The following is a 26,118-nucleotide window of genomic DNA, read 5'->3' as shown; positions in this document are numbered from 1 at the left end:
GTCATGTCGGTGAGGTCCCGGGCCTCGCCCCGTCATGACGAGCAGATCACACGCAGCATGCCCAAGACAGCGAAACCCAAGCAGCCCGTCGACGTCGCCGATCTCACCAAGGCGCAGGCCAAGGTGGAATGGAAGCGGCTGGCGCTGGAGCTCGAAACCCACGATAGGCTTTATTATCAGGACGATGCGCCGAAGATTTCGGACGCCGCCTATGACGAGCTGCGACGACGCTTCAACGCGATCGAGGCGCGCTTTCCCGAACTCGTCAGCACCGAATCCCCATCCCAGAAGGTCGGCGCTGCGCCGTCCGGCCGTTTCAAGAAGGTGCGGCATGCGGTGCCGATGCTATCGCTCGACAACGCCTTCGCCGAGGAGGACGTGCGCGACTTCGCCGGCCGCATCGCGCGCTTTCTCAAGCTCGCCGACGACCGCATCGATTTCTCCGCCGAGCCGAAGATCGACGGGCTGTCGATGTCGCTGCGCTACGAGGGCGGCGAGCTGGTCACTGCGGCCACGCGCGGCGACGGCGCCGAGGGCGAGGATGTCACCGCCAACATTCGTACCCTCAAGGACGTGCCGCACAAGCTGCACGGCCGCAACCTGCCCGACATCTGCGAGGTCCGCGGCGAGGTCTACATGACCAAGCAGGCCTTCCTCGCGCTCAACGAGCGCCAGAAGCAGGCCGGCGACACCATCTTCGCCAATCCGCGCAACTCCGCTGCCGGCTCGCTGCGCCAGAAGGATCCGACCATCACCGCCTCGCGGCCCCTCGGCTTCTTCGCCTATGCCTGGGGCGAGATGAGCGCGATGCCGGCGGAGACGCAGAGCGGCATGATCAAATGGTTCGAGCATTGCGGCTTCACGACGAACCCGTTGACCAGGCTCTGCCACTCGGTCGAGGAGCTGATCGCGTTTCACCGCTCGATCGAGGAGCAGCGCGCCGAGCTCGACTACGACATCGACGGCGTCGTCTACAAGGTCGACCGCATCGACTGGCAGGAGCGGCTCGGCTTCGTCTCGCGCACGCCGCGCTGGGGCATCGCGCACAAGTTCCCGGCGGAGCGCGCCATGACCGTGCTCAAGGACATCGAGATCCAGGTCGGGCGCACCGGGTCGTTCACGCCGGTCGGCAAGCTGGAGCCGGTCGGCGTCGGCGGCGTCATCGTGCAGAACGTGACCTTGCACAACGAGGACTACATCAAGGGCATCGGCAACAAGGGCGAGGTTCTGCGCGAAGGCCGCGATATCCGCATCGGCGACACCGTGGTGGTCCAGCGCGCCGGCGACGTCATCCCGCAGGTGGTCGATGTCCTCGTCGACAAGCGACCTAAAAACTCGGAGCCATTCGAGTTTCCAAAGACCTGTCCGTGCCCGCTACACACCGATGTCGTGCGCGGGGAGACCGCGGCCGGCGAGGAGGGCTCGCGGGCGCGCTGCACCGGCGAGTTCGCTTGTCCCTATCAGAAGATCGAGCATCTCAAGCTGTTCGCCTCGCGCCGCGCCTTCGACATCGACGGCCTCGGCGAGAAGCAGATCCAGTTCTTCTTCGACGAGGGTTGGGTCAAGGAGCCGGCCGACATCTTCTCGCTGCAGAAGCGCAACGCGAAGCTGAAGCTGGAGGAGGTCGAAGGCTATGGCGAGACCTCGGTGCGCAACCTGTTCAATGCCATCGACGCACGGCGCGAGATCGCGCTGGAGCGCTTCATCTACGCGCTCGGCATGCGCCATGTCGGCGAGACCACTGCGCTGGCGCTGGCCCGCGGCTACGGCTCGTGGGAGGCGTTCCACGAGGCCTGCCTGAAGGTCACGGCCGGCGACGAGGAGGCGATTGCGGAGATGGATGCGCTCGACCAGATCGGCGACACCGTGATCAAGAGCATCAGTGCCTATTTCGGCGAGGACCACAACCGCGGCATCGTCGACCGGCTGACCAACGAGGTGAAGATCCTCGATGCGGAGAAGCCCAAGCGCAACTCGCCGATCGCGACCAAGACGGTGGTGTTCACGGGCACGCTGGAAAAGATGACCCGCGACGAGGCCAAGGCCACGGCCGAGCGGCTCGGGGCGAAGGTCTCAGGCTCGGTGTCGAAGAAGACCGACTATGTCGTCGCCGGTCCCGGCGCTGGCTCGAAGCTGAAGGACGCCGAGAAGCACGGCGTGAAGGTGCTGACCGAGGACGAGTGGCTGCAGCTGATCGGGGAGTAGAAGCTCCGCGGTGTTGGCTGCCGTCAACGCCGGTTGCGACACCCACAATTGTCATCATCCGCGAAGGCGGATGATCCAGTATTCCAGAGGCAGTCCTGATAGAACCGACAGGCCGCGGCGTACTGGATACCCGCCTTCGCGGGTATGACACCGAGAGGGACGCGAGCGGGTCCCTCACATCACGCCGGCCTCATCCTCCTCCGCCGCTTCGATCAGCTCCTTCGTCACCACCACGGGCGTGCGCGGGACGAGGAAGATCATGGTGCAGGCGCAGGCCAGCGACAGCGCGAGCATCGCCGAGGTGAGCGGCAGGGTCGTCCCATAATGGCCGCCGAGAAAAGCGCCGAGCTGCGAGGTGAGCGCGCCCAGGCCCATCTGCAGGAAGCCCATCGCGCCGGAGGCCGTCCCGGCGGCCCCCGGCCGGACGCTGATGGCACCGGCCGCGGAATTGGCCATTACGAAGGCGTTGGCGAACATCAAGAGCATCTGCGTGCCGAACAGCACCGACGGCACCTGGTTGAAGCCGAACAGGCTCCAGGCGAAGTTCAACGCGGCGCTGGTGAGCTGCAGCGCCAGTCCGAACCAGATCAGCCGGTCGAGCGAGTGCCGCGGCGCATATCTGACGCAGAACAGGTTGCCGACGAAGTAGGCGAAGCCGGTGGTCGCGAACCACGCGCCATACTCGGCCGATGAGCGGCCCATCTGCACTTCGACGATGTAGGGGCCGCCGCCGGCGAAGGCGAAGATGATCTGCGACGCCAGAACCTGGCACAGCATGTAGCCGAGGAATGCGCGGCTTCTGACCAGCATCGCGACGTCGCGGCCGAAGCTCGCGCCTTCGACGCGGGCAGGGCGGGTCTCCGGCAGTGCCATGGTGACCGCGATCGCAATCGCAATCGACAGCGCGGCCACCACGTAGAAGATCGCATGCCAGCCGAACGCGATCTCGATCAGGCCCCCGGTGAGCGGCGACAGCATCTGCGCGATCATCATGACGGCCACGACGAGACTGATCATCGCGCCGATGCGCTCGCGCGGATAGAGATCGCGAATGATCGCGCGGCTGATGACCATGCCGCTGGCGCCGCCGAGCGCCTGGAAGAAACGCGCCGCAATCAGCTGCGGCAGCGTATCGGCTGTGATGCAGCCGAAGCTCGCGACGATCGACAGCGCGAGGCCGCCGAGCATCACCGGACGGCGGCCGAACCGGTCCGACAGCGGTCCGAGCAGGAGCTGCGAGATCGCGATGCCGATCATGTAGAACGACACCGTCATCTGCACGACGGAGGCGTCACGCCCGAACGTGGTCGCCAGCAGCGGCAGCGCCGGCACCAGCAGATACAGCGAGATCGGCGCCAGTCCGGTCATCACGACCAGCAGCACCAGCACCGTGCGCGAGGGCGCGACGCGCTGTGGCGCGACCTCGGGCGGTCTGCTGATCATTCCATGCATCGAGGCGTCGCTCAGATCGTTTCGAACGCCGCCGACTGTAGCGTGCTTCCGGCTCGCGGAAATGCCTGTTTCCGCATATGCCCATGCGGTGAGCGACGGCGCGCCGCTTGGATCAGAGCGGCGCCGTCGCCTGGTCGAGCCAGAGCTGATCCGCCTCGTCGAGCGCGGCGCGCACCGTCTCCCTGACGCGGGAGTGATAGGCGTCGAGCCAGCTGCGCTCCTCGCCGCTCAGCATCGCGACATCGATCAGCCGCCGGTCGATCGGCGCAAGCGTCAGCGCCTCGAAGCCGTTCATCGGCTTCTCCGCCCCCGGCACGTCCTTCGGCACCACCAGCTCGAGGTTCTCGATGCGGATGCCGAACGCATCGGTCTTGTAGTAGCCGGGCTCGTTGGACAGGATCATGCCGCGCTTCAGCGGCGTGGTGCCGAGCTTGGAGATCCGCGCCGGCCCTTCATGCACCGACAGATAGCTGCCGACACCGTGTCCGGTGCCGTGCTCGAAATCGATGCCCGCCTGCCACAGGAACTGCCGCGCCAGCGTGTCCAGCTGCGCGCCCGTCGTGCCCTCGGGAAAGATCGCGCGCGCGATCGCCAGGTGGCCGCGCAGCACGCGGGTGAAACGGTCGCGCATCTCGGCGGTCGGTTCGCCCACCGCCATGGTGCGCGTCACATCGGTGGTGCCGTCCTGATATTGCGCGCCGGAATCGATCAGCAGGAGATCGCCGGGCATGATGCGCCGGTTGCTCTTGCGGGTCACACGGTAGTGCACGATGGCGCCGTTGGGCCCGGTGCCGGAGATGGTCGGGAACGACACGTCCTTGAGCGCGCCGGTGTCGCGGCGAAACGTCTCCAGCGCCTCGACCGCATCGATCTCGGTCAGCTTGCCCTTCGGCGCCTCGCGGTCGATGAAGGCGAGAAAGCGCACCAGGGCCACGGCGTCGCGCTGATGGGCGCGCCGCGTGCCCTCGATCTCGACCGGGTTCTTGGCGGCCTTGAGCAGGCTGACCGGATCGGCGCCGCGCACGGCCTTGCCGCCGGCCTCCTGAACGAGTCGCGTGAGTGCATCGGCTGCGGTGGCGGTGTCGAGGGCGATGGCGGCTCCCGACCGGGCCAGCTCGGCCAGGCTCGGCGTCAGCGCATCCGGCTCGGCGACGTCGGCGCTGTGCTCGAGATGGTCGCGCGCGACGTTGGAGAGCTTCCGATGATCGATGAAGACGGTCGGCCGTCCGCTCTTCGGCACCAGTGCATAGGACAGCGGCAGCGGCGTGTGCGAAACGTCGGCGCCGCGGATGTTGAAGGTCCAGGCGACGTTGTGGGAATCGGACAGCACCAGCGCCTCGACGCCGAGCCGCTCGATCTCCAGGCGGATGCGGCCGAGCTTGTCCGCCTCGGTCTCGCCGGACAGGTCAGCCCCATGAATTGACACCGGCCCGAGCGGAGGTTGCGGGCGCTCGGTCCAGACGCTGTCGATCGGGTTGCCCTCTACCGGCACCAGCTCGGCGTCCGCCTTGGCGCAGGCGGCGGCCAGGCGTTCGGCAGCGGCGGTGGTGTGCAGCCAGGGATCGAAGCCGACGCGGTCGCCGCTTTGCAGATGGTGTGTCAGCCAGCTCTCCGGCGGCGGCTCGATCAGCGATTCCACCACCCAGGCCTTGCCGTCCACCTGCTTGCCCGCCTGCAAGGTGTAGCGGCCATCGACGAAGATCGCGGCTTCCTTCGTCAGCACGATCGCGAGACCGGCGGAACCGGTGAAGCCGGTCAGCCATGCCAGCCGCTCATCGGACGGCGGCACATATTCGTTCTGCTGCTGGTCGGCGCGCGGCACGATGAAGCCGGCAAGCTTGCGGCGCGCAAGTTCCTCGCGCAGCGCCGCCAGGCGGGCCGTCAGGGCAACACCGGCTTCGGGATCCTCGAACGTCTGGAAGTGTGCTTCGAACATCGGTCTCATACTTTAGGAGAGGGGGCTCGTCTGCGAGTGGATACTCTTTCACGCAGGCGTGCAGTGCACGAAGAATCTCCTTGCATTCGCCAGTGCAAAAAGATTTGCTGTCGTATGTCAGTCATCCGAAAGAGATGTGACGAGGAGACGTAGGGATCGGCGACCACGATCGGGAGATCGATCAGCCACGGTCGCACAATCCGGGGAGTGCCTCAACTCAACGGCGAGGGGACGCACGATGCCTGCATTTACCTTCGAAAAGCTGTCGGCGCCTGCTCCACACAGCCCGGCGCCTGCGACGACGGAGAAGCCGCGCAGCCGGCTTGCCGGTTTCGTCAATCGACTCGTCGAACCGCGCATACGCCGTTCATCCGGCGGGCAGCTGCCATCGAGCGACTCGCACCCCAAGCCCAAGAAATAACACCCAGAACGACTATCGACCGATGCCCTGCGGCAGGACGCCGTGATGAGTCTTCAATTCAGTTGACCTTGCGCAGCAACAGGCTGCTCCAGCCCTCGATGCGCAGATGCCGCACTGGCACCAGTCCACGCGCGCGATAGGCTGCCATGACGCTGCGCGCCTGCGAGGTCAGCAATCCAGACAGGATGACATTGGCCGAGGGCGCCAGATGCCGCTGCATCGGACCCGCCAACTGCCGCAGCGGATTGGCCAGGATGTTGGCGAGGACGAGGTCGAAGGGACCTTCCTTGGCGAAATCCTCCGCGGCGAATCCCGTGGCACGTATCGCGCGGACCAGAGGCCCGGCGCCATTGAGCCTCGCATTTTCCTTCGCCACCATCACCGACGGCGGATCGATGTCGCTGGCGAGCACCGGCCGATGCTGCGCCTTGGCCGCCGCGATGGCCAGCACGCCAGTTCCCGTGCCGAGGTCGAGCACGCGCCGCGGTCTGGCCGACTTCAGCACGTGATCCAGCAGCAACAGGCATCCGCGGGTGGTGCCGTGATGGCCGGTGCCGAACGCGAGCGCCGCCTCGATCTCAATGCCGAGCTTGTTTGCGGGAACACGGTTGCGGTCGTGGCCGCCATGGACGACGAAGCGTCCGGCAGGGACCGGCACCAGATCGTCCAGGCTGGCTTTCACCCAGTCCTTGGCCTCGACCACGGCGAAGGCGAGCGTTCCGGCCACCTCAGGGCCGGCGGCGCCCCCGACGAGCTCCCGGACCAGTTCCTGATCCGGAGGATCGGCAAAATGAACGGTGACATCCCACCGCAGATCGGGCCGCTCGAACGCGGCAACCGCCGCATCGCCGTCGAAGAACACCTCGGTCAGAACGTCCACCGCTTGGCGGGCGGTCATTTCGTCCGCGACGGTGAAAACAGCCTTATGGGTGGCGGGTGTTGCGGTGGAAGTCATCAGCAGGATCCGAGCGACAATTGCTGGCGTGGTTAAGCAATTTTGTCGTCAACGCAAGCCGTAGCGTCGGAAATCTGGCAAAGCGCTGCACTTTACGGTTGTTTTTGGCCAGGGCTAACGCCCTTAAAACTTGACGTTCAATTGCGGAAAAAAAACCGAACGACTCGATAGACGGTCGTTATCTCAACCTTAGGTTCTCGACCCCTAACGTTCCTGCCATGGGAACCGGTCGAGCCTCGGTTCCTGGGTTGGGAAACGAGGTAAAAGATGAAGACGTTTCTTTTGAAGTTCTTGCGTGACGAATCGGGTGCAACCGCCATCGAATACGGCCTGATTGCAGCCGGCATCTCGCTGGCCATCATTGCTGCCGTCAACGGTCTGGGCACCTCGCTCAGCAGCAAGTTCGACTCGATCAACACGTCGCTGAAGTAAGGCTGGTCGCAACGCGGCGTTCTCGAAAAACCGGGCCTAGTTCCCGGTTTTTTGGTCTCCGGGCACAAGCTCTCCACAGCCCGTTCATTGGTTCATCACAGCAGCTTCGGCGCGTTATCCGCGCGCCATCCACCTTGTTGTCCACAGCTTGCCGGCTGGTTAGCCACAGGCCTTCCCCCGGCTTGTCCCTCAGTTGAACAGGCCGCGGTGGTCGGCGAGGATGGCCTGGGCGGCGTTATGGCCGGGAGCCCCCGTGACGCCGCCGCCGGGATGGCTGCCCGATCCGCAATGATAAAGCCCCTTTACGGGCGAGCGGTAATCGGCATGACCCAGCATCGGCCGGGCCGAGAACAGCTGGTTCAGCGTCAGCGCGCCGTGGAAGATGTCGCCGCCGAGCAGGCCGAACTGCCGCTCCAGATCGAGCGGCGACAGAATCTGCCGGCCTAGGACGCTCGCGGCGAAGCCCGGTGCGTAGCGGTCGACGGTCGCGATCATGAGATCGGCCACCTCATCGCGATGGTCGTCCCAGGACCGGCCGTCGGGCAGCTCCGGCGCGACATGCTGGCAGAACAGGCTGGCGACATGCTGCCCCGGCGGGGCCAGCGTGGCGTCCAGCGTCGAAGGAATCAGCAGCTCGACGACGGGATCGCGGCTCCAGCCGTGCGCCCGCGCATCGAGATAGGCGCGGTCCATATACTGTAGGCTCGGCGCCAGAATGATACCGGCCGACAGATGGTCGCCGGTGCCGGGCAGGGCGGTGAAGGACGGCAGCGCGCTCAGCGCCACGTTCATGCGGAACGTGCCGGAGCCGTTCCGCCAATTCTTGATGCGGCTCAGGAAGTCCGGTGGCAGGGCACCGGCGGGCACCAGGCGAGTATACAGCAGCTTCGGATTGACGTTTCCGACCACGTAGCGGGCGCGGATGACGCGGCCATCCTCCAGCACGACGCCGACGGCGCGGTCGCGCTCGATCATCACTTCGCGCACGCCGCTCTCGACCTCGACCAGCGTTCCCAGCTGCTTCAAGGCGCGGGCCATCGCCTGCGTGATCGCGCCCATGCCGCCGATCGCATGGCCCCAGACGCCCTTCTTGCCGTTCACCTCGCCGAACGCGTGATGCAGCATCACATAGGCCGAACCGGCGGCGTAAGGGCTGGCATAGTTGCCGACGATGGCGTCGAAGCCGAACAGCGCCTTCACCAGATCGGTCTCGAAGATCTCGTCGAGCATCTCGCCGGCGGATCGCGTGAACAGGTCGAGCAGATCGCGCTGCTGCTCCAGCGACAGCGCGCGCAGCGTGTTGGCGGTGCCCAGCGCATTGAAGGCCTCGCGAATCGCGGACAGCCCGAACTGCGGAACGAGATTTGGTGGCGCGCGCAGCACAAAACTGCGCAGCACGTCGGCGATCGCCTCGAGGCGCGCCGAGAACGGCCCGATCGCTTCGGCATCGCGCCCGCTGAGCCGCGCGACGGAGTCGTGGGTGCGGCCTTCTCCGGTCAGCAGATAGCGTCCATCCGGCGCGGGCAGGAAATTCTGCGCCCGGCGCTCGACGATCTCGAGCCCGTGCTCGTGCAGTCCGAGATCGGCGATCACCTGCGGATTGAGCAGGCTCACCGTGTAGGATGCGACGGAGTTGCGGAAGCCCGGATGAAACTCCTCGGTCACTGCGGCGCCGCCGACCACCTTGCGCCGTTCGACGACGTGCACGCGCAGACCCGCCTTGGCGAGATAGGCCGCGCAGGTCAGGCCATTATGGCCGGCACCGATGATGACGACGTCGGTTTCGTTCATGTTCGCTTCAAAAAGCCCTGATTAAGCACCTGTCGATGCGGGGAACTGGCGCCGCGGACCGTGCTGTCGCGCCGGATCGGCGCGCCGTCAAGCGAAACTCCGCACGTCCGTTGCCACCTCGCCATACCACCCTGCGATCCGCTATGTGTCGTTGGCACGTCGCAGTCCTGCTATCCGATGCTGGCCGCGCCGTTGCTGGAGTTGTCATGACCACAATCGCACCATCCGCCGCCGTCGCCCAGCCGACCACATCCCGCAACCGGCTGGTCCTGGTCGTCTATACCGCCGCGATCTTCGTCAGCGCGCTGCTGCTGTTCTCGGTGCAGCCGCTGTTCACAAAGATGGTCTTGCCGCGGCTCGGCGGCTCGCCGGCGGTATGGTCGGTGGCGATGGTGTTCTTCCAGGCGCTGCTGCTCGCCGGCTATGCCTATGCGCATTTTCTCACCCAGCTGCGCAGCCGGGTGATCCCGGTGGCGATCCATCTCCTGCTGCTTGGCTTCGCCATGCTGAGCCTGCCGCTGTCGATCGCGGGCCATTGGGGCGACCCGCCGAATTCGGGCTATGCGCTCTGGCTGCTCGGCCTGTTCGCGGCGTCGATCGGCCTGCCGTTCTTCGCGCTCGCCGCCAACAATCCGCTGCTGCAGGCGTGGTTCGTGCGCACGGGCCATCCGGACGGGCCGGATCCCTACTTTCTCTATGCATCGTCGAACATCGGCAGCTTCCTCGCGCTGTTGTCCTATCCGCTGCTGATCGAGCCGATCTTCAGCCTGCGCATGCAGAACCTGATCTGGACCGGCGGCTATGGCGTGCTGATCGCGCTCATCGCCCTCTGCGGCGTGCTGCTGCTGCGCTCGCCGGTGACGGTGGCAAGCCTGCTGCAAGGCGATGACACCGACGCGCCGGCGCCGCGCTGGCTGCTGCGCATCCGATGGATCTTCCTGGCCGCGGTGCCCTCGGGCCTGCTGATCGCGGTCACTGCGCACATCTCCACCGACGTTGCGGCCGCGCCGCTGCTATGGGTGCTGCCGCTGTCGCTCTATCTCCTGACCTGGGTGCTGGTGTTCCAGTCGCGGCCATTGCTGCCGCACAAATGGATGCTGGCGCTGCAGCCGCTGGCGATTGCCGGCGTCGTCTTTCTGCTCGCCTTCGGCGGCGAGCAGAATTTGGCGCTGACGCTGGGCGGTCATCAGCTCTGCTTCTTCGTGATCGCGATGGCCTGTCATGGCGAGCTCGCGCGCACCCGACCGCCGGCGAAATACCTCACTGGCTTTTATGTCGCGCTGTCGTTCGGCGGCATGGTCGGCGGCCTGTTTGCCGGATTGATCGCCCCGTTCACCTTCTCCTGGGTCGCGGAATACCCGATCCTGCTGGCGATGGCGGCGCTGTGCCGTCCGGCCGTGGCCGAGCGCTGGCCGGGGATCACGCGCTGGTACTGGGTCCTGCTCGCGCTCGTCGCAGCAGCGCTGCTGGTGCCGGCGGGCATGACCGGCAAGGTGACGACTTATCTGGAAGATCACCGCGTCTATGTCGCGGGCGCGGTGGGCGTGCTGGCGGCGCTGGTCGCTCTGCTGCTCAACGCCGGCCGCTGGAAGGTGTTCGCGACCGCGGCGCTCGCGCTCGTACTGATCCGTGCCTATCCCGCCGACGATGGCCGCGTCGAGACCGTGCGCAGCTTCTTCGGCGTGCACAAGATCGTGGTCACGTCCGACGGCCACTATCACGTGCTGATGCACGGCACGACCATCCATGGCGCGCAGAAATATCTCAACGCCGACGGCTCCAAGGTCACCGGACGTCCCGAGCCGATCACCTACTATCACAAGGACGGCGGCATCGGCCGCGCCATCACCGCCATCCGCGAGCGCAAGGGCGCGCCGCTCAAGGTCGCCGTGATCGGCGTCGGCGCCGGCACGCTGACCTGCGCGGCCGAGCCCGGCGAGAGCTGGACCTATTTCGAGATCGACCAGACCATGGTCGATACCGCCAGCGATCCAAAGTACTTCAGCTACATCAGGAACTGCGCGCCGGACTTCAAGCCGGTGATCGGTGATGCCCGCCTCACCTTCGCCAAGGAACCGGACGGCGCCTACGATCTCATCATCGTGGATGCCTATTCGTCCGATGCGATCCCGATCCATCTGGCGACCGAGGAGGCGATGGCGATCTACAAGGCGAAGCTGGCGCCGCAGGGCGCGGTGGTGATGCACGTCTCCAACCGCCACCTCGAACTCGAGAGCGTCGTGGTCGGCATCGCCGACGAGAACGATCTCAAGAGCTGGGTCTACAACGAGGACTCCGGCCGTGATGACGAGTACATCTTCTCGACCGATGTCGTGATCAGCGCGCGAGAGGAGGCCGACATCGGCAGGCTGGCGTCATCCGACAAGTGGACCGAGACCGAACCGACCGACGGCGAGCGGGTGTGGACCGACGACTATTCCAACATTCTCGGCGCCGTCTATCGGCGGCTGCGCGATGGGGAGTAGTTCGAATGGCGGCACGCCGTGAGCAGAGCATCGTTGCGCGTCGCCTCATCTCGCGCAACGCGTGATGCGGCAGGAGGTGCAGTCAGTCGAAACCGCTGTCGCCGTGCAACTTGAAAACGTTCCGGCAAGAGTTCGATCGGCGGGAAAGCTGCGCCCGGGTTCATTCAAAAGATTGGTGCGCAGCAGACTTAATGTCGCACCTGCGTAGGCTATCTCTACGCGCATTGAGGAAAAATGCGCTTGTCATCTAAGAGAACTTGTCTGATACTCTTCATACCACTCTAAGGAGAATACCTCTAAGGAGAGTGAAATGCCATCAAAGGATCAGATCAATCGCGTCGTAGCTAGCAATCCTCTCGATCTCAAGAACGTCAGAATTCCGGGCCTTACCAAGCCCTTCGAGCAATTGACCGTTTCAGAGCTCGTGCAATTGCGTCCCGGTTCCGCCGTTGCGGATACCTGGGAAGTCAACGCTGTCACCGACAACGTCTCGGCAACGACCTCGGCCGCTCTTGCCGCACTTGGCAAGATCCAAGCAGATCGCGCGGTGAGCCAGGTCATCAATCAATCAAAGCTCAATACCATCCGGACGCAGCTCGGCGCGCAGGTGCAGGGCTTCTCCGCCGACGCACCAAGCGCAAATGATGTCCAGCTCGGGACGGACGACGTCTTCCGAGCGGGCGGAAGCGATCCGTTCAAGGCCTGACAAGGTCTGATGACCTGACCATCGCTGGCCCGGCCCACCCTTTTTCAAAGGTCGGGCCATTGCGACTGAAGATCAGACATGACGAAGCTTGGTCCTTCCATGACTGGGCGGGAGTTCGCGCGCTTCCAGATTAGGACAGCAGGGCACCTCTCCTTCAGTCTGACATTGGCGTGCCCGTTGAGTTGCGCCCACTGCATGGTGGCGACTGTGGCTCCCCGGCAGGGAGCGGCGGTGACGTTGGATATGTCGATCGCTCGACGCTTCGCGAGCGAGATGGCCGACGTTGCCCGCATGGGAGTCAGCCGTGTCAGCTTCACTGGCGGCGAGCCGTTCCTCGCCGGTGATCAGTTGGCGGTGATGTCGGAAGCGGCAGCCGCAGCGGACATCGAGGCGACCGTCGTCAGCGCGTGTCACTGGGCCAAGACGCGAGCGGCGGCGGAGCGCACGGTTGCGCGCTTTCCCGGGCTGACCCATTGGCATCTCTCGACTGATCTGTATCACGCCGATCACCTGGATCCGGAGCAGGTCGTGCATGCTGCGCTGGCGGTGCGGCAGCGCGGCGCGAAGGCCCATATTCGCATGGCCGTGGCGCGCACGCCGCGTCCGGACGAGCGGAGCCTGGTCGACTGGATCCGGCAACGGCTGCCCGATGATTTGCCGATCACCCTGCAGCCGATCAGTCCCGTCGGCCGCGCGCGCGAAATCGGCTTCACGCCTGAACGCGCCGGCAATACGGTGCCGGATTCGCCGTGTGTGACGACCGGGCCGCTGATCGCCCATGATGGCGTCCTGTTGCCGTGCTGCTCGGGCCTCGCCGAACGCCGTGACATCAATCCGTTCGCGACCGTGGACGCTGGCCGCATCGGGCTTCCTGCTGCCTTGCTCGCGTGGCGCGGCGATCCGCTGCTGACGCTGGTCCGCTGTCTCGGCTTTGCCTATCCCGCGGAGTGGGCGCGCGATGCCGGGGCGCGCCTGCCGACACCCGCGCCGAGCCATCCATGTGACTACTGCACTGCGCTGTGGTCCTCGCCGGCCGCGCGCGACGCGGTGCGGGCGCGTGCCTCGCAGCCGGCCGCACGTGACAAAGTCGAGGCGTTGGCGGCAGCCCTGTTTTCCTCCGACGACGCCGATCAGGACCATCGTTCCGAAGGAGCCGCGCAATGACGGCTGTCATCGAGAAGCCCAACCCGCAGATCGCGCTCACATTGTCCGAGCTCACTGCATGCCAGCATCTGGCGCGCACCCACATCACCTTCTCGTTGACGCTGGCCTGCCCGCTGAGTTGCGCGCATTGCATCGTCGATGCCGGCCCGGAGAAGACCGCGACCACCATGCCGCTCGCCATGGCCGAGCGCTATGCAGCCCAGATGCCGGAGCTGGCCGAGTACGGCATCAAGGGGATCTGCTTCACCGGCGGTGAACCGTTCGTCGCGCGCCGTCAGCTGCAGGTAATCGCGCGCGCCGCCGCCGATGCCGGGCTCGACGTCTCCGTCGTGACCGCGGCGCATTGGGCGGCAACACCGGAACGGGCGGCGGCGCTCGTGGCGCAATTTCCGATGATCTCCTGCTGGGACGTCTCGTTCGATGCGCATCATCTGCCTTGGGTGGACATCGCACACATCCGCCATGCGTCGCAGGTCGTGCGCGATGCCGGGCACAAGTTCACGCTGCGGTTCACCTATTCCGACCCGATGACCGCCGAGGACATGCAGATCCTGGCGGATCTGCAGGCGATCGGCATGGACGATGTCGTGATGCAGGCGATGCGTCCGGTCGGCCGCGGCGCGGACTTGCATGAGGGTACCGAGCACGGCTGGTCGCCGTGGATCAAGCCATGTCTCACCCAGGGCATGGTGGTGCGCTACGACGGCTCGGTCTCGCCCTGCTGCCTCAATCTCGTCGAGTCGCGCCGGCATCCGTTCGACTTCGGTGATCCGCGCGTCGAGGACCTCGTCAACGTGCACGGCCGGTTTGCCACCGATCCGCTGCTCCAGCTGATCCGCGCGCTTGGCTTCGGGCCGCTCCAGGAATGGATTCGCAGCGAAGGGCTCGAGCATCTTCTGCCGAGCCCGGCGCCCGAGGAAGCCTGCGAACTCTGCACCGCGATCATGCATCAGCCGGCGCTCGCGTCCTTCGTCAGAGAGCGTGCCGGGCAGGGGGACACGCCCCTCAAGATCGCGATCATCGCCGCCAAGGTCCTGGGAGAACTCGACATGCTGCGCGCCCATGGCGATGCAGCGCTTGTCCGTGAGGTGGAGTGTCATCCATGAACATGATCAGCCGAGCCGAGCTGCGCAGTCCCAACGTCGTCTTCGCCTACATGCCGTGGGCGACGACCACCCGGCCATCGCTTGCGCTGGGAATTCTCACGTCGCTGTGCCAGGAGCAGCAGGTTCCGGTCCGCACGTTGTACGCCAATCTCGACATGTCCGGCATGATCGGCTTCGAAGCCGCCGGGCGGATGTCGAACGAGCGCTGCCTCTACGGCCTGTCGGAACATCTCTTCGCCTGCGACATGTTCGGCGCCGACATGCTGTCGTCCGACACGTATCTGCAGGCGTTGGCCGAGCTCGCGCTGCCGGACAAGTTCAAGGACCTCGATTATCTCCGGCATCTGCGCGACGAGATCGTGCCCGCCTTTCTCGACGCGCTGCAGGCGCGCATCGTGGCGGCGAGGCCGACCGCGCTCGGCCTGTCCTCCACCTTCAACCAGGTCATGGGATCGCTGGCCATCGCCGCCCGCGTGAAGCGGGTCATGCCCGGAGTAACTGTGCTGGCAGGTGGCGCCTGTTTCGACGACGAGATGGGACAGGAATATCACAGGGCCATGCCGGGCGTGCTGGATCACGTGTTCATGGGCGAGGCCGAGGCGGGGTTCAGGGAATTCCTCTCGCGGCACAAGAAGGGCGAATCCACACGCGGCATTCCGGGTGTGACATGGTGGGAGGAGGGCGAGGTCCGGCTGATCCAGGGCGGCCCGCTCGCCGACCTCAACGACAGTCCGGCGCCCGACTACGACGACTTCTTCGTCGAGCGCGAGCGCGTGCGCGAGGCCACTGGAAAGGTCTTCAACATCGAATTCATCCCGTTCGAAGGCGCGCGCGGCTGTTGGTGGGGTCAGAAGAATCATTGCGTCTTCTGCGGCATCAACCCGTCGTTGATGGGATTTCGCGAGAAGCCGGTCGAACGCGTGATCTCCGAGATCGTCGGGCTCGCGCAACGCTATCGTGTCGTCAATCTCACGGCATCCGACTACATCGTCTCGCGCAAACACCGCCGAGAGCTGTTCGCGCGGCTGGCCGAGCTCGATCTGGACATCGAGTGCTTTTACGAGGTCCGCGCCGACCTGAAGAAGGACGAGATCCGGGAGATGCGAAACGCCGGCGTCGTCAAGGTCCAGCCGGGCATCGAATCGTTCTCGACCGAGCTGCTGCGGCTGATGAAGAAGGGCACCAGCCGGATCCGGCATGTCCAGTTCCTGCGCTGGGCGAAAGAATACGGCATCCATCTGAGCTATAACGTTCTCAACGGATTTCCAGGTGAGAAGGCCGAATGGTATGCCGACATGGCGGCGTTCCTTCCGCAGATACGTCACTTGCAGCCGCCGCTGCACAACGTGCACCGGGTCGAGATGCATCGCTTCTCGCCGCTGTTCCGGAGCCGCGATGAGCTCGGCGTCGACGACTATCAGCTGCGTCAGGACTATTGCTTCAATTTTCCCGACGGCTTCATCGATCCGCTCAAGATCGGCTACTTCTTCTCCTTCTCCGCCGGCACCGTGCTTGATCCGGACCACTATGTCGGCTCTTTGAAGGCCACGTTGTCCGACTGGATCGACGCGCACAAGACGATGTCGCCTCCGCAATTCCACTACATGATCGCGCCCGGCTTCACCCGCGTGGTCGATAACCGCGGCCTTGCCGATCGCTATGTCGATCTTGCCGGCCTGCATCAGGACGTGTTCCTGCTCTGCGACGAGATCATGACGATCGAACGCCTCGAGCACGACCTAGCGCCGCTGTATCCGAACGAGGTCGCAAGCGGTGCGGTCAAGGCGTGCGTAGCCGAGATGGTGTCGTCCGGCCTGCTGATGCAGGAGGAGAATTCGGTGCTGATGCTGCCGATCGCCCGGCACACGCGGCTCGTCGACGAGCTGCGTGCGTTCGTGCTCGGCGACAGCGCGCCAGCGCAGGCCGCCGCCGAATGAACGAGGGTGCTGCGAGGGAAGGCCGCGGCACCGCCGCCGACCTCTGGCGCCTGCAGCTTCTTGCGCGGCATACCGTGGTGATCAGCGCGACGCAGAAATGTCCGCTATCCTGCGCTCATTGCATCACGTCGAGCAGCCGCGATGCGCCAGGGGCGATCCTCAGTCCCGAACTGGCGGAGATCTGGAGCGCCGATTTCCCCGCCATGGCCGCCGACGGCTTGCGCCATTTGACGCTGACCGGAGGTGAGCCCATCCTCGCGCTCGACGCCGTCGGGCTTCTGGTCCGCGCCGCCGCTGCCGAGGGCATTCTGCCGTTCGTCGTCACGTCGGGCGCCTGGGCCACGACACCCGCGGCGGCGCGCAACGTCGTCGCTCGCGCCGGGCCGGTGGCGCGCTGGGACATCGGAGTCGACGGCTGGCATGCCGAGCAGATGCCTCTCGCAAGGATCGGCCATGCGTTGACGGCGATCATCGAGGCCGGCGGAGGCGCGATCGTTCGCATGTGCGAGAGTTCCGATCCGGCCACGACGCGCGCCTGGCGTGACGAGATCGAGGTCCTCGTGGATGGGCGCGCGCCGATCCTCATCCAGTCCGTCCGCCAGATTGGACGGGCGCGGCGACAGGACCCGGGGCACGACGCGGTGGACGATGGGGGGCTGCCCCGGCGTCCCTGCGTTTCGACGGGACTGTTCGTGCGCGCCGATGGAAGCACCGGCCCTTGCTGTTCCGGCCTGGCCTATGAGGCCGTAGGGAGGCACCCGCTTCGCTACGGCAGCGTGCGGAGCGCCGGCGCGCTGCACGATGCGTGGCGGGCCTGGCGGGCGGATCCACTGTTGCGGCTCATGCGTGTCGCGTCGCTTGCCGCGCTCGACGGCTGGATGCAGGACACGCCCGTTGCCACGGCCCGCTTCTCGGACGATCCTTGCGAAGCCTGCGTTGCGATGTGGCCACTGCTCAGTGAAGCGGAGGCCGACGCACTGAGGGTACGTGCCGCCTCGACCGCCGTTGCCACCAAGCTCGACGCGCTCGAGGCGCTGTTGCAAACGACGCTGCTGAACGATGAGTTGAGCTCTCATGCTTCCGCCAGTTGAGGCCGACGCCACGTCGGCCATGTCCATTCCGTTCGCAGAGCTGCATCGGCGCCTGCGCGCGTGGCCAAGGGGAGGGCGGCCAGAGCCGCCATCAGCCGCTGCCGGCGTCGTCGTGGCCTGGGAACTGAGCGTGGCAGCGTTGCTCAGCGACACGACCGTCCTCACCGACCACATCGCTGCGGCCGGGCGCGTCGACGACGCTGATCTGCAATTCCTCGCCGATTGGGCGGGGTTTTGGGCGTTTGGTGCCGAATGGCCCTCGCCGATTGCTGCACGTCCTCCAACCCTGAAGCGGTGGCAGGACGACCAGGCGTGGATGCTCGGACGGCGCCGGCATGCGGCGGCCGAGCAACGTGCCGGCCGGGGCCTTGTGCGTTTCATCTCCGGCAGCCCGCTTCCATGCGCGAGGATCGAGTTGAATGATGTGAGCGGCGTCGTGATCCTCGACACCGGCGCTCCGTCCTCCGTCATCACGCCTGAGTTCAGCGAACGAGCCGGTCTTGCGAGGCGGCCGGGCTCGCGGATGGCCTATGATGGCGCCGGCAACGGCACCGAGATCTCATCCGTCGTTGCTGCTGCCGTCCGCATCGACGACTGGGACGGTGCGAATCTGCCATTCGAGACCATGCCGCTCAGCGCAGCGCTCGGAGTGGACGGCATCGTCTCGCCGTTCGATCTGTTCGGCCGGGTTTCTCTGACCTTCGATCATGACCGCCGCCGCCTGGATATCGGTGAGCTGCCTCCCGCCGACGCAGTCGTGCAACGGCTGTTCTGGTCGGAGGGCAGCGCCTCCATCCGCGTCGATATTGCGGGCGAGACGATGTTTGCGCTGATCGACAGCGGCGCGGGCGCAACCGTCGTGACCGACGAAGCCGCAAGCCGGATGGGCAGCGGCGGCGAGCCGTTCAGGAGTGTGACGGCCATGGGCTCGGTGATCGTCTCCGCGCTCGGCTCGGCGACGATCATGCTGCCGAACATGCCCGCGCTCCTTCAGCCGCTGTATGTCAAAGCGACAGCACCGCAGCGTTTGCGGCCGCTGCCGAGGCTCGCGGATGCCTATCTCGGGTGGCCATGGTTCATGTCCCACAAGGTCCACTTTCCCGCCCAGCGGGGCAGCCTGCTCCTTCAACCGAATTAAGGACATGCAGCATGGCCTCCTCACCGCATCCGCTCGCGCTTCGCATCGGCCGCCGCCGCTTCGTCCTGCAACGCGATCCAACCAAATGCGGTGTCGTATATCGAAGGACGGTCGCGCGCGCCGCGCGCATGTCGACCGAGAAAGACGCCTTGGGACAGCCGCCGGCGCGGCGCTTCGAGGTCCCCGGCTTTGCGATGACGATGCTCGATCTGGACGCGACGCCGGCCATGACCAGACTTGGGCCGTTGGGCGCCGAGGACGCCATCCGCGACCGCCCTGAAGTGGCCACGACCACACCGGTGTTCGTTTGGGGCGACAAGCGCGTGGTGCTGTCGCCGCAGATCTCCGTCGGGTTCGATCCCAGCCGCATCGACGCCGCGGGGATCGCGGCCGTGACGGGCCTGCGGCTGGTGCGGACCGGACCCGACTATGTGATCCTGGCGCTGGAGGACACCGCGAACCTGCTGAGTGTGGTGCAGGAGATCAGCGCCCTGCCTGGGGTCAACTATGCCGAACCCGATCTCGTGACGATCGGACGACATATCAGGCCGCCAGCGTCGGCCGCACGCTCGTTCTCGGCGGAGCCGGGACCGCAGGCTGCGTTCGTCAACGTGTTCGCGCCGCAGGCCTGGCAGGCAGCCGGGTCGGTGGCCGGCGTACGCATCGCGGTGCTCGACGACGGCGTCGACATCCAGCATCCCGCACTCGCAGGTGCTGTGGTTGCCAGCTTCGACGCCGTGAACGGAAGCGAGCAGCCGATCGAACCGAATGGATGGGACTATCACGGCACTGCTTGCGCCGGTGTGATGACCGGCCTTTCGAAGCAGCCGGATTTCCGCGGCATTGCCGGCGGTGCAAAGCTGCTCGCTGTGCGGATCGCGCAAAGTCCCGCCCAGGGCCAGCCCTGGGCCTCATCCAACAGCATCCTGCGCAGCGGGATCGATTGGGCAGTGGCAAACGGCGCGGACGTGCTGTCCAATTCATGGGGATGTCCGCCCTCGACGATCGTGTCCGACGGTGTGCGTGCCGCGCGCGAGAACGGCCGCGGTGGGAAGGGCGTCGTCATGGTGTTTGCCGCTGGCAACAGTGGTGGTCCCGTCGAATTCCCGGCGACCCTCGAAGGCACCATTGCAGTCGGGGCGGTGAACCTGGCAGACGAGCCGAAGACGTTCGCCAGTTCGGACGGCGAGAACTGGTGGGCGTCCAGCACGGGTCCCGAGTTGACGATCGCGGCGCCGGGTGTCCGGGTGAAGACCACCGACATCACCGGCGATATCGGTCGGAGCCCGACCGATTGGCGCGACGATTTCAACGGCACCTCCGCGGCATGCCCCATCGTGGCAGGGGCGGCCGCGCTTGTCCTGTCGGTGGCGCCGGGCCTGACTGCGGATGAAGTGACGCGCGCCCTGACGGGCGCCGCCGACAAGGTCGGGTCCGGCGGCTACGATGCGAGCGGACGCAACGATTTCCTCGGCTGGGGCCGGCTCAACGTCGCCTCCGCGCTCGATCGCGTACGCGCCGGATCCCGGCTGGTCGGACGCGTGACGCCGCTTCTTCTCTCGAACGACATCCGGCTCTGGTTCATCTCGGCTGGGGCAGGTGAGTCCGGACTGTTCGTTCTGGAGAAGGACGACGCCGATCGGCTGGCCCAGCTGTCGAGCGCCGGCACCGACGTCACGATCGCATACGACACACGCGTGGACAGCCCTGTCGGCAGCCTCCTCCAGGGCGCGCGACTGCTGACCGGCTCGAGCCTCGGATCATCCGTCATCGGCGGTTCGACGTCAGCGCCTGGTGGCGGCGATCCGCCGCCCGACGAAGTGCACCTGCCACGCCCGGGTGAGGACGTCTTCAGCACTCACGCGGCCGGCGCCGGCGAAGCGGTTGCTGCGGTGCCGCGGAGTACACCACCTCCGCTGCCGCAGAAGGTTGCTAACCCGATTCCCAGCCGCCGCTCCAAACGCTAGGCGCGAGGTGCGCACCTCGTCGAGCGAAGGCCTGTCTCGATCAATTCGATGCCGCCGATGCGTGAGCCGATCCACTGAACGTGCCGCACCGCAAAAAAAGCCGTTCCACGTGGTTATGCTGTCTCTGTTGCGGGCCTCACATGAGCATGCTACCTTGAGGTGCGCGCCTCAGTTTGTGGTGGGCGGTCGCCCCGCTCTCGGGGCGGCAATGGCGTGGTAACGGCAAGCCTCGTGACTACGCGTTTGTGTGAGCGATGACAAAACGTCGGCCGCAACAAGCAGGCCGGTTTCACATGGGAGGGGTTCGATGAAGCGTCTTTGGATGGCCGGTGCGTCTGCTCTGTTGGCAATGGCGGTCGGTGTGGGCTCGGCGGGAGCGGCGGACAAGAAGGTCCTGGCCTTCGTTGTCAACGGCGCCTCGGACTTCTGGAAGATCGCCGAGGCTGGCGTGAAGAAGGCGCAGGGCGAACTGCCAGACTACAATCTGCAGCTCAAATATCCGGAGCAGGCGGCCGCCGCCGTGCAGCAGCGCATGATGGATGACCTCGTCGCCGCCGGCGCTGCCGGCATCATGGTGAGCGCCGTCGATCCGAAGAACCAGACCGAGCACCTCAACAAGGTTGCCGCACAGACGGTGCTGCTCACCACCGACAGCGATGCCCCGCAATCGAAGCGCATCGCCTATATCGGCTCGTCCAACGTCGAGCTCGGCAAGGATGCCGGCAAGCTGATGCTGAAGGCACTGCCGAATGGCGGCAAGTGCGTCGGCTTCGTCGGCCTGCTCGGCGCCGACAACGCCCGCGAGCGCATCGAGGGCGTCAAGGAGACGATCAAGGGCTCGAAGATCGAGCTGGTCGACGTCCGCGGCGACGAGATCGATCAGACCCGCGCCAAGCGCAACGTCGAGGACATCCTGGCGGCGATGCCCGACGTCAGCTGCCTGGTCGGCTTCTACTCCTACAACACCCCGCGCATCTATGAGGTGCTGAAGGAGGCCGGCAAGCTCGGCAAGATCAAGATCATCGGCTTCGACGAGGATCCGATCACGCTCGGCGGCGTGAAGGACGGCGCCATCGAAGGCACCGTCGTGCAGCAGCCGTTCGAGTGGGGCTATCAGGGCATGAAGCTGATGGCGAAGGTGGTGCAGGGCGACAAGTCGGGCGTTCCGGCCAACGGCATCATCATCGTCCCCGGCAAGGTGATCGAGAAGTCGAACGTCGACGACTTCATGGGCCAGATGAAGACGATGCTGAAGAAGTAACGCGACGGCCGGCGTGCGCGAGCCCTTCCTCGAACTGATCGACATCGGCAAGACCTATCCTGGCGTGGTCGCTCTCGACCACGTCAGCCTGTCGGTCGCGCCGGGGGAGGTCATTGCGCTGCTCGGCGAGAACGGCGCCGGCAAGTCGACCTTGATGCGCGTGCTCGGCGGCGTTGTTCCGCCGAGCACCGGTACGATCCGCATCGATGGTAAGGCGCGGACGAGCTACGCGGTGGCGGACGCCATCGCGGCCGGCATCGCCTTCGTGCACCAGGAATTGAACCTGTTCGACAATCTCGATGTCGCAGGGAACGTCTTCATCGGCCGCGAGCCGGTGTATGGCGGGCCGCTGCGGCTGATCGACCGCAAGACGCTGCAGGCCAAGGTGCGCCCGCTGATCGCGCGCCTTGGTGCGGATTTCGCCCCGGACACGCCGATTGCGGAATTGTCGCTGGCGCAGCGCCAGCTCGTCGAGATCATCAAGGCGCTGTCGCTCGATGCGCGCTGCGTCATCATGGACGAGCCGACCTCGAGCCTGACGCTGTCCGAGACCGAGCGGCTGATGCAGGTCATCGCCGGGCTGAAGGCCGACGGCGTCAGCGTCATCTTCATCACCCATCGCCTCAACGAGGTGATGCAATGCGCTGATCGCGCGATCGTGCTGCGCGATGGCCGCATGGTCGGCAGCCTGGTCCGCGAAGAGCTCAATCCAGCAGCCATGATCCGGCTGATGATCGGGCGCGATCTGCGGTCGCTGTATGTGCCGCCGGCGGCCGCGCCGGGCGCAGCCGTGCTCGACATCGTCGATGCCGTGACATCCACCTATCCCAGCCGGACCGTCAGTCTGCAGCTGCAGCGCGGCGAGATTCTCGGGCTCGCGGGGCTTGTCGGCTCGGGACGCACGGAGCTGGCGCGCGCCATCTTCGGGGTCGAGCCGCTGCTGGGCGGCGCCCTCAAGCTCGAGGGCGAGCCGATCCGCATTGCGACTCCGCGCACCGCCATCGATCGCGGCATCTATCTCATCCCGGAGGACCGCAAGGCCTGCGGTCTGTTGCTCGACCTGACGATCGCCGAGAATGTCTCACTGCCCGACCTCGCGTCCTATTCCAGCTTCGGGCTGGTGGACACCGCGCGCGAGACCGCGAATGCCGATCGGCAGCGCGAGCGCCTCAAGATCCGGGCGACGGATGTGAAGATGCAGGTCGGCACCCTGTCCGGCGGCAACCAGCAGAAGGTCGTGCTCGCCAAATGGCTGTCGATGCGGCCGAAGGTCCTGATCTTCGACGAGCCGACGCGCGGCATCGACGTCGGCGCCAAGCAGGAGATCTATGATATGCTGCGGCGGCTCGCGGACGCCGGCGTCGCGATCCTGATGATCTCGAGCGACATGGAAGAGGTCATCGGGGTGAGCGACCGGATCGCCGTGATGCATGAAGGCAGGATTTCCGGTTTTCTGGCGCGCAGCGAGTTCAGCGAGCACAACGTGCTCCAGCTCGCCGTCGGCCATTCCGTCTGAGCGAGGCGCACTTGCAAAAGAAAGATCTCAGCCTGCTGATCCTGATCCTGGTGGTCGGCGCCGTCGTGGCCTTCATCAACCCGCGCTTCCTGCTGGTCGGCAACCTCTCCAACACCGCCAACCAGGTCGGCATGTTCGGCATCTTCTCGATCGCCGAGGCCTTCGTGATCATCGTCGGCGGCATCGAGCTCGCGGTGGGATCGGTCATCGCGCTGCTCGGCGTGCTGTTCATCGACCTGATCGTCAACCGCGACGTCGACTGGATCCTGGCCTTTGCGCTCATCATCGCCGCGGGCATCGCGATCGGCACCGTGCACGGCACGCTGATCACCAAGATGAAGATTCAGCCCTTTGTCGTGACCTTATGCGGGCTTCTGATCTATCGTGGCGCCGCTCGCTATTACACCGAGGATGCGACCGCGGGCTTCGGCTACGGCGCGAGCTTTCCAACGCTGGAATGGCTGACGGCCGGCCGCACCAACGTGCTCGGCTTTCCTCTGCCGCACAGCGTCGTCGCGCTGGTGATCGTGGCCGGCATCGCCTGGCTGGTTCTGCACCGCTCGGTCTATGGCCGCTATTTCTACGCCGTCGGCAAGAACGAGGAGGCGGCGCGCTATTCGGGCATCAGCTCCGACCGCGTTACGATCTCGGCCTATGTCATCTGCGGTGGTCTGACGGCGCTGTCCGCGATCCTGATCGCGATGTACACGCGCTCGATTTCACCGGCGGTGCATGGCTCGTTCTATGAACTCTATGCGATCGCCGCGGCGGTGCTCGGTGGCTGCTCGCTGCGCGGCGGCGAGGGATCGATCATCGGCGTCGTGCTCGGCACGATCCTGCTGCAGGTGCTGCAGAACCTGGTCAACCTGCTGGGCATTCCGAGTTCGCTGAATTTCGCCGTGATGGGCACCGTGATCCTGATTGGTGTGCTCGCCGACCAGTACTTCGTGCAGCGCCGCAAGCGCATGCCCTCGGCGCGCGGTCAAGCCGCCGCCGAGCCGCCGGCCGCCGCGCTCGAGCGCGTCAACGCGGAATAGAAAAGGCCGGGCGCCGCATAGCGGGCCCGGCCTTCGACAGAAAATCGTGCGTCAATCCTGGTAGGTGTAGTAGCCGCGCGGCTGATACGAACGCGGCTGGTAATAGCGCGGCTGTGCGTAGTTTGGACTGCCGCTGTCGTAGTAATATTGCTGCTGCGGATACGCCTGGGCGTCGTAGACGCGGCGGCTGGTGCCGCGCGGCGCCGGATAGCGCACACCGTTGTCGCTGCCGTCGGCGGGGTAGATGTAGCCGTCATCCGGACGCTGCTGCGGAACGGCCTGCCGACCCGGCAGCAGCTGCGGCTGCGGCGTCAGCATGACCGGCTCGCCGCTATCCTCATATTGCTGAGGCGCCTCGCGGCGGGCCACGGCGGTGCCGCGGCGCGGGTTGCGCGCCAGCGCCACTTGGGCCGATCCGGTGAGCGTCACGGTGGTGTTGAGCACGCCGTCCTTCTGCACGAGATCGTAGAGCGTCGTGGCATTGGCCTTCGATAGCCGCACGCAGCCGTGCGAGGCGGGGGTGCCGAGCCGGCCCTCCGACTCGGTGCCGTGGATCGCATGACCGATCTTGGTGAAGAAGATCGAATGCGGCATCGGCGCGTCGTCGAACTCCTTCGAGTAGTGATCCGCTTCCATGCGGAAGGCGCGGAAATTGCCGTTCGGCGTCTCGCGTGACGGGATGCCGGTCGAGACCGGCCAGCGATAGCGCTGCACGCCGTCGACGGCGACCGTCATGACCTGATTGTCCTTGTCGACGGTAATGTCGATCTTGGCGAGTGCCGGCGAGCCCGACAGCAGCATCAGTCCGGCAATTGCAAGTAAAGTGGTACGCATCGAACCTCAGGCCTCCGGGCCGCTGGACGCTCAACTGGACGTCGACTGAATTCAACAGGGGTCGCGGCTCGTGAGCCGGCGTGCAATATGTCGGAAGTGCAGGCTTTGTTCCAGTCAGGGACAGTCTCAACCTTAATGTCGGCCACGGCTGAGGCAAAGCCTTCCGCCGTTCACCCGTGGTGACATTTCCGCGACCCGCGGCACGGCGGCCGTGCGGGCTCTTAGTACCTTTCTAATCCGCCGCATTTGTCCCGCGCACGCAACTTTTTGGCCGCATCGGCGTTTCATTGACTTATCCATGCGGTTCCCAGGATTGAAAATGCTGACCATGAAGGCCAAGACGGCGGTGCTCGACGACCGCGCGCCGCAACGGCTGACCTATGTACTCGCAGCGCTCGCGCTGCTTATTCTCGCGCTGGCCTGGCTGGCGCTTCCGCAATTCGCCCATGCCCAGGGCATCATCCGCGGCGCCCATGAGGGCGCCCACGAGGGTAACCGCATCGCCGGGCCGGTGGGCGGTGTCGTCGGCGGCGCGGTCGGCGCCGGTGTCGGTGGGGCTGTCGGAGCGGTCGAGGGCGTGCTCGGAATCCCGCACCGGTCCTATTATCACCGGCACTATCATTGCCGCGGGTATCGCGACGGGGCCGGCCATTTCCACTGCACCAACTGAGCGGGCCGCGTCG

General features: G+C 65.8%; 19 protein-coding genes. 14 read left to right on the top strand and 5 right to left on the bottom strand.

All coding sequences use genetic code 11. The features are described 5' to 3' along the window. Nucleotides 1-57 precede the first annotated feature (57 nt). Entirely contained in the window at nt 58-2,205 is a 2,148-nt protein-coding gene (gene ligA / locus ACQR07_RS07450) for an NAD-dependent DNA ligase LigA (protein ID WP_434901653.1), read from the top strand. Between the two features lie 174 nt (nt 2,206-2,379). Here the strand turns inward: ligA and ACQR07_RS07445 are convergent, their stop codons facing one another. The 3 genes from ACQR07_RS07445 to ACQR07_RS07435 all read right to left on the bottom strand — a co-directional run bounded on the left by ACQR07_RS07445 (nt 2,380) and on the right by ACQR07_RS07435 (nt 6,969). Then, a complete protein-coding gene (locus tag ACQR07_RS07445) occupies nt 2,380-3,657 on the bottom strand; it encodes a multidrug effflux MFS transporter (RefSeq protein WP_434901652.1) in 1,278 nt (425 codons plus the stop codon). 112 nt (nt 3,658-3,769) lie between these two features. Continuing rightward, nucleotides 3,770-5,593, bottom strand: a complete 1,824-nt coding sequence (locus ACQR07_RS07440) for an aminopeptidase P family protein (protein WP_434901651.1) — start codon at nt 5,591-5,593, stop codon at nt 3,770-3,772. A 479-nt stretch (nt 5,594-6,072) separates the two neighbouring features. Next, on the bottom strand, nt 6,073-6,969 hold the full coding sequence (locus tag ACQR07_RS07435; RefSeq protein WP_434901650.1) for a 50S ribosomal protein L11 methyltransferase: 897 nt from the start codon (nt 6,967-6,969) through the stop codon (nt 6,073-6,075). A 267-nt stretch (nt 6,970-7,236) separates the two neighbouring features. On the opposite strand from ACQR07_RS07435, the gene ACQR07_RS07430 reads away from it, so the two are divergent. Then, nucleotides 7,237-7,401, top strand: coding sequence for a Flp family type IVb pilin (locus tag ACQR07_RS07430; RefSeq protein ID WP_434901649.1), 165 nt, complete (start codon nt 7,237-7,239; stop codon nt 7,399-7,401). A 189-nt stretch (nt 7,402-7,590) separates the two neighbouring features. On the opposite strand, the gene ACQR07_RS07425 is transcribed toward ACQR07_RS07430, so the two are convergent. After that, entirely contained in the window at nt 7,591-9,192 is a 1,602-nt protein-coding gene (locus ACQR07_RS07425; protein WP_434901648.1) for a phytoene desaturase family protein, read from the bottom strand. Between the two features lie 206 nt (nt 9,193-9,398). Here ACQR07_RS07425 and ACQR07_RS07420 point away from each other — a divergent pair, with 206 nt between their 5' ends. From ACQR07_RS07420 to ACQR07_RS07370, 11 genes are all read left to right on the top strand, one after another. Beyond that, nucleotides 9,399-11,678 (top strand): fused MFS/spermidine synthase, encoded by a 2,280-nt coding sequence (locus ACQR07_RS07420; protein ID WP_434901647.1) that lies wholly within the window; start codon nt 9,399-9,401, stop codon nt 11,676-11,678. Between the two features lie 310 nt (nt 11,679-11,988). Then, nucleotides 11,989-12,384 (top strand): hypothetical protein, encoded by a 396-nt coding sequence (locus tag ACQR07_RS07415; RefSeq protein WP_434901646.1) that lies wholly within the window; start codon nt 11,989-11,991, stop codon nt 12,382-12,384. A gap of 231 nt (nt 12,385-12,615) precedes the next feature. Then, nucleotides 12,616-13,548, top strand: a complete 933-nt coding sequence (locus tag ACQR07_RS07410; RefSeq protein ID WP_434901645.1) for a hypothetical protein — start codon at nt 12,616-12,618, stop codon at nt 13,546-13,548. Next, on the top strand, nt 13,545-14,654 hold the full coding sequence (locus tag ACQR07_RS07405) for a radical SAM protein (RefSeq protein ID WP_434901644.1): 1,110 nt from the start codon (nt 13,545-13,547) through the stop codon (nt 14,652-14,654). The genes ACQR07_RS07410 and ACQR07_RS07405 overlap by 4 nt, the downstream gene beginning before the upstream one ends. Next, a complete protein-coding gene (locus ACQR07_RS07400; RefSeq protein WP_434901643.1) occupies nt 14,651-16,591 on the top strand; it encodes a RiPP maturation radical SAM C-methyltransferase in 1,941 nt (646 codons plus the stop codon). The genes ACQR07_RS07405 and ACQR07_RS07400 overlap by 4 nt, the downstream gene beginning before the upstream one ends. Beyond that, nucleotides 16,588-17,682 (top strand): radical SAM protein, encoded by a 1,095-nt coding sequence (locus ACQR07_RS07395; protein WP_434901642.1) that lies wholly within the window; start codon nt 16,588-16,590, stop codon nt 17,680-17,682. The genes ACQR07_RS07400 and ACQR07_RS07395 overlap by 4 nt, the downstream gene beginning before the upstream one ends. Nucleotides 17,683-17,812: 130 nt before the next feature. Continuing rightward, entirely contained in the window at nt 17,813-18,820 is a 1,008-nt protein-coding gene (locus ACQR07_RS07390; protein WP_434901641.1) for an aspartyl protease family protein, read from the top strand. A gap of 11 nt (nt 18,821-18,831) precedes the next feature. Continuing rightward, nucleotides 18,832-20,787: a S8 family peptidase gene (locus ACQR07_RS07385; RefSeq protein WP_434901640.1), complete on the top strand. Its 1,956-nt coding sequence runs from the start codon at nt 18,832-18,834 to the stop codon at nt 20,785-20,787. 307 nt (nt 20,788-21,094) lie between these two features. Beyond that, nucleotides 21,095-22,048, top strand: a complete 954-nt coding sequence (locus tag ACQR07_RS07380; protein WP_434901639.1) for a sugar-binding protein — start codon at nt 21,095-21,097, stop codon at nt 22,046-22,048. A gap of 13 nt (nt 22,049-22,061) precedes the next feature. Further along, nucleotides 22,062-23,564, top strand: a complete 1,503-nt coding sequence (locus ACQR07_RS07375) for a sugar ABC transporter ATP-binding protein (protein WP_434901638.1) — start codon at nt 22,062-22,064, stop codon at nt 23,562-23,564. A gap of 11 nt (nt 23,565-23,575) precedes the next feature. Then, nucleotides 23,576-24,601: an ABC transporter permease gene (locus ACQR07_RS07370; protein WP_434901637.1), complete on the top strand. Its 1,026-nt coding sequence runs from the start codon at nt 23,576-23,578 to the stop codon at nt 24,599-24,601. 51 nt (nt 24,602-24,652) lie between these two features. Here the strand turns inward: ACQR07_RS07370 and ACQR07_RS07365 are convergent, their stop codons facing one another. After that, nucleotides 24,653-25,435 carry a L,D-transpeptidase gene (locus ACQR07_RS07365; RefSeq protein WP_434901636.1) on the bottom strand — a complete coding sequence of 261 codons (783 nt, stop codon included), beginning with the start codon at nt 25,433-25,435 and terminating at the stop codon, nt 24,653-24,655. A 319-nt stretch (nt 25,436-25,754) separates the two neighbouring features. Between ACQR07_RS07365 and ACQR07_RS07360 the strand changes: the two genes are divergently transcribed. After that, nucleotides 25,755-26,105 carry a hypothetical protein gene (locus ACQR07_RS07360; RefSeq protein ID WP_434901635.1) on the top strand — a complete coding sequence of 117 codons (351 nt, stop codon included), beginning with the start codon at nt 25,755-25,757 and terminating at the stop codon, nt 26,103-26,105. The last annotated feature ends 13 nt before the right edge of the window (nt 26,106-26,118 follow it).

It is taken from the genome of Bradyrhizobium sp. HKCCYLS20291 (assembly GCF_051167715.1).
Lineage (GTDB): Bacteria > Pseudomonadota > Alphaproteobacteria > Rhizobiales > Xanthobacteraceae > Bradyrhizobium.
Note: the sequence above shows the minus strand (reverse complement) of the source record. Positions and strands in the feature narration are given on the sequence as shown.

Excerpts from the sequence above, each read along its gene's own strand:
- ACQR07_RS07440 (WP_434901651.1), bottom strand. The coding sequence starts at position 5,593 with ATGTTCGAAGCACACTTCCAGACGTTCGAGGATCCCGAAGCCGGTGTT.
- ACQR07_RS07395 (WP_434901642.1), top strand. The coding sequence starts at position 16,588 with ATGAACGAGGGTGCTGCGAGGGAAGGCCGCGGCACCGCCGCCGACCTC.
- ACQR07_RS07445 (WP_434901652.1), bottom strand. The coding sequence starts at position 3,657 with ATGCATGGAATGATCAGCAGACCGCCCGAGGTCGCGCCACAGCGCGTC.
- ACQR07_RS07415 (WP_434901646.1), top strand. The coding sequence starts at position 11,989 with ATGCCATCAAAGGATCAGATCAATCGCGTCGTAGCTAGCAATCCTCTC.
- ACQR07_RS07435 (WP_434901650.1), bottom strand. The coding sequence starts at position 6,969 with ATGACTTCCACCGCAACACCCGCCACCCATAAGGCTGTTTTCACCGTC.
- ACQR07_RS07385 (WP_434901640.1), top strand. The coding sequence starts at position 18,832 with ATGGCCTCCTCACCGCATCCGCTCGCGCTTCGCATCGGCCGCCGCCGC.
- ACQR07_RS07360 (WP_434901635.1), top strand. The coding sequence starts at position 25,755 with ATGCTGACCATGAAGGCCAAGACGGCGGTGCTCGACGACCGCGCGCCG.
- ACQR07_RS07425 (WP_434901648.1), bottom strand. The coding sequence starts at position 9,192 with ATGAACGAAACCGACGTCGTCATCATCGGTGCCGGCCATAATGGCCTG.
- ACQR07_RS07420 (WP_434901647.1), top strand. The coding sequence starts at position 9,399 with ATGACCACAATCGCACCATCCGCCGCCGTCGCCCAGCCGACCACATCC.
- ACQR07_RS07430 (WP_434901649.1), top strand. The coding sequence starts at position 7,237 with ATGAAGACGTTTCTTTTGAAGTTCTTGCGTGACGAATCGGGTGCAACC.
- ligA (WP_434901653.1), top strand. The coding sequence starts at position 58 with ATGCCCAAGACAGCGAAACCCAAGCAGCCCGTCGACGTCGCCGATCTC.
- ACQR07_RS07405 (WP_434901644.1), top strand. The coding sequence starts at position 13,545 with ATGACGGCTGTCATCGAGAAGCCCAACCCGCAGATCGCGCTCACATTG.
- ACQR07_RS07380 (WP_434901639.1), top strand. The coding sequence starts at position 21,095 with ATGAAGCGTCTTTGGATGGCCGGTGCGTCTGCTCTGTTGGCAATGGCG.
- ACQR07_RS07400 (WP_434901643.1), top strand. The coding sequence starts at position 14,651 with ATGAACATGATCAGCCGAGCCGAGCTGCGCAGTCCCAACGTCGTCTTC.
- ACQR07_RS07365 (WP_434901636.1), bottom strand. The coding sequence starts at position 25,435 with ATGCGTACCACTTTACTTGCAATTGCCGGACTGATGCTGCTGTCGGGC.